The sequence below is a fragment of the Protofrankia sp. Cj5 genome (genome assembly GCF_917627405.1).
Lineage (GTDB): Bacteria > Actinomycetota > Actinomycetes > Frankiales > Frankiaceae > Protofrankia.
The window spans coordinates 1-6292 of the sequence record NZ_CAKJTO010000048.1 but is presented as its reverse complement, the minus strand read 5'-3'; the positions used below and the strand labels follow the sequence as shown (position 1 = coordinate 6292).

Sequence of the window (6292 nt, the reverse complement as noted above, 5' to 3'; positions counted from 1 at the left end):
CGATCTCACACGCGCTCGCACTGTGCCGGGCTGACAGCGAGGAGCTGACAGCGAGGGGACGATGGCGAGGGGATGATGGCACTTTCCAGAACGGCGGCGGAACTGTATCCGGAAATCGGGCCGGCACCGTTGAACTGCGGAACGTTGCGGAAGCGGCTCCGTATGGCGGACGCGCAGTTCGATGACGCGGTGGCGGAGCTCGTTCTCGCGGGTATGGCGATTGTGGAGGGGCGGCGGATCCGCCGGGCACCGATCGAGCGGACCCAGCCGAACGTTTCCCGTGACGCGCTCGTTGTTTTCGACCAGCTGCCGCCTGACGGCACTCCCGTTGGCGGCCTGCGGTTGCGCAGCGCTGTAAGGATCACGAACGACCGTTATCGACTGGCTCTGGACGAGCTGAAGACCGCCGGTCTCGTCCGGATCGGGCGGGGCCGCGGGGGCACGGTCGCCCGCGCTGACGATGTGTCCCAGCCAGCCGGCGATGAGCTGCTCGAAACGCACATCGACGACGCGGGATCCGCCGCCACCGGCCCCGGCCAGCTGGTACGCCGGGAATCCGAACTGTACCGGCCGTTCGTCGACTGGTACCAGAGTGAGATCGACACAGCGGGACTTACGTTCAGCCACATCCGAGAGACAGCTACCGCGCGTAGGCGGGCGCGGGCCAGCGGCCAGTGGTCCCGGCCGGACGTCGCGGCGGTCGAGGTCTGGAGTTCGTATCTGCTGCCCGACGTTGTCCTCACGATTTCGTCTTTTGAAATCAAGCGGGCGGTCGACGCCAATCGGCTGGAGTCACTCTACGAAGCCGCGGCTCATGGACGCTGGGCGCACTGTCCGAGCCTGGTCGTCGAGACGGCCTCTGAAGAGGATGAGGAAAATCCGCTGCCCGACCACATCCTCGCCGAACTCGACCGGTTGAAACTGGGTCTGTACACGATGTACAACCTCGGCTGTGGATCCTTTCGGGTGAAACAGTACATACCGCCGTCGAGACGTGTGCCCGACCCGGGCTACCTGCACGACCTGCTGGAGTACTTCTTCGCTGATGACAATCGGCAGCGAGAGAGGTACCGGTTGGCGATCCGTCGCTGAGCGCGCATGCGTGGTGAGGGAATCGGGTGGCTGAGCACGATGAGCTGGGGCGCCGGAACGAAGGGAGGACGCCTTCGCCGTATTCCTCGGCGACGCCGCCGCCCGCATCGCCGGCTACGGCATCGATCAGCCGGTGAATATGCCGGAAACCACCGGCCGGAACATTGCCAGACCGTCCGATCCCGGGCCGGTCAGCGGCTCGACGGCATGCTCGGGATGCGGCATCAACCCGACAACCGTGCCGCCGGCATTGCAGACGCCGGCTATGTCGGCGACCGATCCGTTCGGGTTCCCGCCGAGGTAGCGGGCAACAACCAGGCCGTCATACTCGAGCTGGGCGAGTGTTGCCGGGCGCACGATATAGCGGCCCTCACCGTGTTTTACGGGGATGATCACATCGGCGCCGGGCGTGTATTCCGAGGTCCACGCGGTCGACGTGTTTTCCATCCGCAGCCGCTGGTCCCGGCAGACGAAATGCAGGCCTACGTTGCGGGAGAGCGCCCCGGGCAGCAGCCCGGCCTCACACAGCACCTGAAATCCGTTGCAGATACCGAGGACGGGCAGCCCGTCGCGGGCCGCGTCCACGACCGCGCCGACCATGGGGGAAAAACGAGCAATCGCCCCGGCGCGAAGATAGTCGCCATAGGAGAATCCGCCGGGCAGCACCACCGCGTCCACCCCGCTCAGCTCGGTGTCACCATGCCAGAGCGCAACAGCCTCGCCACCGCCGAGCTGGATGGCGTGCGCGGCGTCCCGGTCATCCAGGGAGCCCGGAAAGGTCACCACACCAATTCTTCGCGTCACCGGTGACGCTCCGCCGGCTGTTCCGCGCTGGCCGCTGCTCATGCGGGCAGCTTACGGCGTGTTTCGGAAGTCGTCATTCGATCAGGGAGCGACGTCCGGGTGGGTGGATCGCGAGGCTGCGGGCGCCGGGTCTCCAGTAGCGACGAGGGGCGGCCGTGCGTTCAGGAGCCGCAGCGGGCGGGGGCGCGTTCCAGCCGGCTGGCGGGCGAGCTCTCGTCCCATTGCAGTAGTTTTTCCAGATGCACCCGGATGCCGGGGTGCGGGCCATCCACAATATCGAACTGGACATTGTCCATAAGTGCGTACATGACGTAGATGCCACGGCCGTCTTCGCAGATCGCGTCATTGGCGGACGCCTCAAGAATCATAGTGTCTATCTGGAAGACGTCGAAGCCGCCGCCGTTATCCAGTACTTCGATGGCGGCCACCTGGTTGTCGACGTTGACCGAGACCTCGTACCAATCGAGCCCTTGGGCATGTTTTAGCACGTTGGCGCATGCCTCGGTGAGCGCGAGTTCCACATCGTCCACACACTCCTGGTGCGCGCCGAGAACCTTCAGCGACTGCGTGCACATCCGGCGGACAACAGGAATGGAGATCTCGTCCCGGGGGAGCGACAGCGAAAATCTGATCTCCATGTTCGAACTCCTACCCCGGTGAGTGACGGCTAACCGGCTCTGGTTTCCTGGCGGCCGAAGGGTTTTCGATCATGATTTTCTCGCCTGCTCGCCTGCTTCAGGGGCCGCACGAGATCCTGGACTCGCCGTGACCGAGGAGCCGATGATGCGTGTTCCGGTGATTCCGGCCCGCCCGCCAGACCCGTTGCCGGTGGGCGGGCGATGGTCCGCGTCCCCTCCCGTGCCGCGGCGTGGCAGATCCAGTACGAACTGGACGGTGACATGGACGGGTTGATGGGACGCGCTGGCCGCAGGTATTAGCCTGGCGCTGCCAGCATCTGTGAAGCCGATCCGTCAAGCCGAGGAGCACCCGATCACCCGCAGACAGACCGCCCGCCGTCCCGTGCCGTCTTTCGCCGGATCCGGCTCGTCCGGGCCTGGCGTGTCCAACGAGGCTGACCTGGCCGTACCCGGGACACCGCGGGGCGTTTCCAGGGCCGGTGAGGCAGAATTCCCCGTTGTCGGGCCGCGGTCACCGTGTCCCTGTGGGTCGGGGCGCCGTTACAAAGCATGTCACGGGGTACGGCGGCGGCCCGCGCCCGTCCTGCGGCCTTTTGCCGGCCGGGCTGATGAGCCTGATCTGGTGGCTCTGCGTGAGTTGGTGCCCAGCGCGACCGCTCCACTCAAGCTCTCCGCCGGTTACCTCGCGGACCATCCCGAACACGCCGACCGCTCGATCCTGCTCGGCACGATGCTGCCGCAGGCGGTTCCCGCCATCGTCCGGGAGAACGGCGAGATTCTCCTGGCGATGCAGACGGGCGTGCCCAGCGACGACGCGGGCGCGGACATCGCGCGGGCGCTGCTCGCGGCACTCGCCGCGCAACCCGCGGGTCCGGTCGTCCCACCGCGGGCGCCAGCGGGCGGTGCCCGCGCGGATGACACCCAGCCCGGCCCGACACTGCTGGACATCCTTGATCCAGCCCCGTTGGACATTACGGTCCACGCCGGGTTCACCTGGTGGATCCCAGCGTCCGAGGACGGCAGCGGCCCTGCTCCGGAAGTTGCTGCCGCACTCGAGCGGGCAAACGCGGCTGTCGTCCCGACCGCCCGCTTGACCTCGGTTGACGCGGCTTACTGGTGCCGTCCGGGGGAACGGGCACACCTGCGGTGGGTTCAGGCCTATGCGGAGGAGCCCCTGTTGGATGCTCTCGCGCGGCTGGCCGCGGCAGGTTGCCTCACGGTTGGTGGCGGGTCCCGTTTTGTCGGATCGTTCCGGGCCGACGGTCTGGTCGTGCCGGTATGGGACCTTGCCCCGGGCGCTGATGCGGACAGTTGTGAGGAACCAGCCAGCGAGCTGCGGGTCCGGTTGGAACATGCGGTCGCCGACCGGACCCCGCTGGATCCGTCGCAACGCCGGATGCGCGCCGGCGTCGTGGGCCGGACTCTCACGCTACGTTAATATGCCAGTCGATATTCCTGATCGGTCGGGTACTCCAGGCGAGATGTTCGACGTGATAGTGATCGGTGCCGGTCCGGCGGGAGCCAGCGCCGCCCGTGCGGCGGCCAGGGCCGGCGCCACCGTCTGTCTGCTTGAGCGGGCTGAGCTTCCCCGGTACAAGACCTGTGGCGGCGGTTTGGTCGGCCTGTCTGCCGATCATGCCGGTGTCGATCTGTCTAACCTGGTCCGTGCGAGCATTGACCAGCTCACGGTCACTCTCAACGGCCGGCTGGCACGGACCAGGCGGCGGCCGGGCCGGCCGATGCTGTCCATGGTGATGCGTTCGGAGTTCGACCGGGCGCTGGCGGACTCGGCCTGTGCCGCCGGGGCGAGCCTGCGGACGGGTGTCCACGTCACCGGCCTGCGTGAAGTCACCGGACTGGACGGACCGGACGGAGGACCGGACGGAGGACCGGACGGAGGACCGGACGGACCGGACGGCGGCGAGGTCCGTGCGGCCGAGGAGTTCCAGCGGCGGCAGGCTGGTTGCGTCGAGGTGTCGGTGCGGGGCGGGCCCGGCCTGCGTGCCCGAGTCGTTGTCGGAGCTGACGGCGCGTCCGGGCGGACCGGTGGTTATGTGGGCGTCCGGTGCGACCAGGTGGACGTGGGGCTGGAGGGTGAGTTCCCGGTGAGCGCCCCGACCGCGCGGCGCTGGGCCGGCCGGGTGCTGCTCGACTGGGGCCCGGTCCCCGGTTCATACGCCTGGCTGTTCCCGAAGGGGGAAGCGCTCACGGTCGGTGTGATCGGTTCGCGGGCACACGGCGGCGCGCTTCGTTCCTACTACACCGATCTGGTGCGCGGTCTCGGTCTGGACGCGGTGACACCGCTGCACGACTCCGGGCATCTGACGAGGGTGCGGGCCGTTGGTTCGCCGCTGCGCCGGGGCAGGGTGCTGGTTGCCGGCGACGCGGCGGGTCTGCTCGACCCGTGGACGCGCGAAGGCATCTCCTTCGCGCTCCGTTCGGGCCGCCTTGCCGGCGAGGCCGCGGCCCGAGCCGCCCTCGGTGACCCCTGCGCGCTCGTGGACTATCCCAGGCGCGTCGAAGCGGTGCTTGGCCCTGAGATGGACGCCGGCCGCGAGGTACAGGCGGTCTACACGCGCCATCCCGGGTTACTGCACGCGTTGCTGACCTGCATGCCGGGTACGTTCGGCCTGTTCGGGCGGATCGTGGACGGCCGCACCACAGTGGCCCGGCAGTTGCGACGCCCCGGTGTCCGTTCAGTGACCGCCGCGATCACCCGCTGACCGGACCGTCGGGACAGGCCGTGAACCTGTCTGCCCAAACCGTTCGGCGACGGCGCCAGCGATTTCGAGGAATGCCTGTCTGGTCGCCTTTCGCATTCCTTCCAGCATGATGCGTCCACCAATTGCCAGATGCGGATCGTAGGGTACCCGGACGACTCGCCGGGTACGGGCGGTGAAATGCTGTTCGAGAGTGCTCAGGTCCACGGATTCCCCGTTTGTCGGGAACGTCGAGATAACCGTTACCGCTGCTCGCACCTGGGCCGCGTACCCGTGCGCGTCCAGCCAGTCCAGCGTGGCGCTGGCGGATGAGCCGCCATCCGCGCTGGAACTGCTGACGATCACCAGCGTGTCGGCGAGCCGGAGGACGGCGGGCATGGCGCTGTGCAGGATCCCGGTGCCACAGTCGGTCAGCAGGATCGAGTAGTGCCGCTGCAGGATGCCGTCGACGGCAAGGTAGTCGGTGTCGGCGAACGCCTGCGAGATCTCGGGCGCGTTCGCGGAGGCGAGCACCTCCAGGCGGCTGTCGGCCTGTGACAGGTATCTGCGGACATCCACATAACGGTCCAGCGAGCCGGCGTTGTCGAGTAGATCACGTACGGTGTTCGTGCATGTCCGTGGTACTTTCGCGCCCAGCGTGCCGCGGTCCGGGTTCGCGTCGATCGCCACCACCCGGTCCCCGCGCAGGCTCGCCAGCGTCGACCCGAGGGCCACGGTTGTCGTGGTCTTGCCGACACCGCCCTTGAGCGACATGACCGCGATCCGGTGGCAGTCATACAGGGGGGTGCGGATGTGCGTGATCAGGCGCCGATGGCGTACCTCGTCGGCGGACGGCCCCGGGTTGATCGTTCCACCGGATGCCTTGAAAACCAGTTTCCGCCAGCCCCGAGATGCGCTGTCTGGCTGAGCCGGCAGTAACGCGCTGGTCATGAGTCTGCCGGGCGCGCCGTTCGGGGACGGCGTCAGAGCGGGCGTATCAGCCGCTGTGTCATGGCCAGCGGGACGGATACCAGGCGCTGGTGCCGGGTACTCGGTGCT

Annotated in this window: 6 protein-coding genes; 3 read left to right on the top strand and 3 right to left on the bottom strand. The window is 67.8% G+C overall.

Features of this window, described 5'->3' with window-relative positions; genetic code table 11:
- The first annotated feature begins 75 nt into the window (after positions 1 to 75).
- Positions 76 to 1092 carry a hypothetical protein gene (locus MJ777_RS12340; protein ID WP_239344724.1) on the top strand — a complete coding sequence of 339 codons (1017 nt, stop codon included), beginning with the start codon at positions 76 to 78 and terminating at the stop codon, positions 1090 to 1092.
- Between the two features lie 126 nt (positions 1093 to 1218).
- Here MJ777_RS12340 and purQ read toward each other — a convergent pair whose 3' ends face one another.
- Positions 1219 to 1938: a phosphoribosylformylglycinamidine synthase subunit PurQ gene (purQ, locus tag MJ777_RS12335; RefSeq protein ID WP_239376215.1), complete on the bottom strand. Its 720-nt coding sequence runs from the start codon at positions 1936 to 1938 to the stop codon at positions 1219 to 1221.
- A 119-nt stretch (positions 1939 to 2057) separates the two neighbouring features.
- Positions 2058 to 2534, bottom strand: a complete 477-nt coding sequence (locus tag MJ777_RS12330) for an ATP-binding protein (RefSeq protein WP_239309985.1) — start codon at positions 2532 to 2534, stop codon at positions 2058 to 2060.
- Between the two features lie 439 nt (positions 2535 to 2973).
- Here MJ777_RS12330 and MJ777_RS12325 point away from each other — a divergent pair, with 439 nt between their 5' ends.
- Together MJ777_RS12325 and MJ777_RS12320 are read left to right on the top strand one after the other, a co-directional pair.
- Positions 2974 to 3972 (top strand): DUF5926 family protein, encoded by a 999-nt coding sequence (locus MJ777_RS12325; RefSeq protein WP_239376229.1) that lies wholly within the window; start codon positions 2974 to 2976, stop codon positions 3970 to 3972.
- Position 3973: 1 nt separating this feature from the next.
- Positions 3974 to 5257 (top strand): FAD-dependent oxidoreductase, encoded by a 1284-nt coding sequence (locus MJ777_RS12320; RefSeq protein WP_239376213.1) that lies wholly within the window; start codon positions 3974 to 3976, stop codon positions 5255 to 5257.
- On the opposite strand, the gene MJ777_RS12315 is transcribed toward MJ777_RS12320, so the two are convergent.
- A partial coding sequence (locus MJ777_RS12315; protein ID WP_239376211.1) for a MinD/ParA family protein occupies positions 5231 to 6292 on the bottom strand: 1062 nt, incomplete at its 5' end. The genes MJ777_RS12320 and MJ777_RS12315 overlap by 27 nt on opposite strands.

Bases quoted from the DNA above. Each gene is read 5' to 3' on its own strand.
- MJ777_RS12330 (WP_239309985.1), bottom strand. From the start codon at position 2,534: ATGGAGATCAGATTTTCGCTGTCGCTCCCCCGGGACGAGATCTCCATT.
- MJ777_RS12340 (WP_239344724.1), top strand. From the start codon at position 76: ATGGCACTTTCCAGAACGGCGGCGGAACTGTATCCGGAAATCGGGCCG.
- purQ (WP_239376215.1), bottom strand. From the start codon at position 1,938: ATGAGCAGCGGCCAGCGCGGAACAGCCGGCGGAGCGTCACCGGTGACG.
- MJ777_RS12320 (WP_239376213.1), top strand. From the start codon at position 3,974: ATGCCAGTCGATATTCCTGATCGGTCGGGTACTCCAGGCGAGATGTTC.